Origin of the sequence: Paenibacillus sp. AD87 (assembly GCF_001659845.1) — a bacterium.
In the GTDB taxonomy this organism is placed as follows: domain Bacteria; phylum Bacillota; class Bacilli; order Paenibacillales; family Paenibacillaceae; genus Paenibacillus; species Paenibacillus marchantiae.
In genome coordinates this window covers 1-1,180 of sequence record NZ_LXQN01000005.1, presented here as the reverse complement: position 1 = coordinate 1,180, position 1,180 = coordinate 1, and the positions used below count along the sequence as shown (strand labels likewise).

Sequence of the window (1,180 nt, the reverse complement as noted above, 5' to 3'; positions counted from 1 at the left end):
ACTTCCTAATATTCTGCTAGGAGTGAGACTGTCTTTGGGCGCGGCGTGGCTAGTCCTTGTTGTTGCTGAAATGATGGGAACCAGTGCAGGCGTCGGTTACATGATACAGGATGCTCGTGCTTACTCACAAACGGATATTGTATTTGTCGGTATTTTAGTCTTTGCGGTTGTAGGCAAGCTCTCGGATTCGGCTGTGCGACTGCTTGAAGACAGATGGCTAAGCTGGCGAGATACGTTCAAGGGATAATCCAAAAATGGAAACAAGAAGGGAAGATATATATGGGGACTAGACAAGAGCAGCTTCATCTAGGGGCATTCATTTATTATACAGGTCATCATCACTATGGCTGGCGCCGCTCGGATTCAGGAGCTGAAAAGATTTTTGACTATAAGTTTTACCGATCCATCGCACAGACGGCTGAACGTGGGAAGTTTGATATGATGTTTCTGGCTGATCTTCTCTATGTAATGGGCGCTGATCAATCGGCTGCAGGGATGCTGGACCCGCTAACGCTCCTGTCGGCATTGGCTACGGATACAGAAAAGCTGGGTTTGACCGCCACGGTGTCGACTACCTATAACGAGCCGTATAACGTAGCTCGAAAATTTGCCACATTGGACCATATCAGTGAAGGACGCGCAGGATGGAATATCGTGACCTCCCAATTGGATGTTGAAGCAAATAACTATGGACGAACAGAGCATCCCGAGCATGGGCTTCGATATAAAATGGCCCGGGAATTTGTCGAAGTAGCCACTCTGCTCTGGGATAGTTGGGAAGATCAATCCTTAATTGTGGATCGACAGGCTGGACTATTTGCAGACCCATCTAAATTAAAAGAAGTTTCATATAAAGGACAGTGGTATTCTACCCAAGGTACGATCAATGTACCTCGTTCGCCGCAAGGATACCCTGTACTCATCCAAGCTGGATCATCCGGACCGGGACAGGATTTTGCTGCCAACTATGGTGAAGTGATTTTCACGGCCCAACAGTCTCTGAATGCTGCGAAAGAGTTCTATAATAACGTCAAATCCAAACTCGCACTTTATGGGCGCGAACAAGGCAGCATGAAAATAATGCCTGGTTTATCACCGATTTTGGCTAAGACGGAGCAGGAAGCTCAGCGAAAATATCAAGAACTGCAGGAGTTGATCCCTCCGGCAGCCGCAGTAGGGA

The 1,180-nt window shown here is 47.5% G+C and carries 2 protein-coding genes; both read left to right on the top strand.

The features are described from left to right. Nucleotides 1-247 (top strand): ABC transporter permease (locus tag gpAD87_RS00040; RefSeq protein WP_157258397.1); only part of this gene is annotated, 247 nt, incomplete at its 5' end. Between the two features lie 32 nt (nt 248-279). Next, nucleotides 280-1,180: NtaA/DmoA family FMN-dependent monooxygenase (locus gpAD87_RS00035; protein WP_064635670.1), on the top strand; the 901-nt coding region annotated here is incomplete at its 3' end.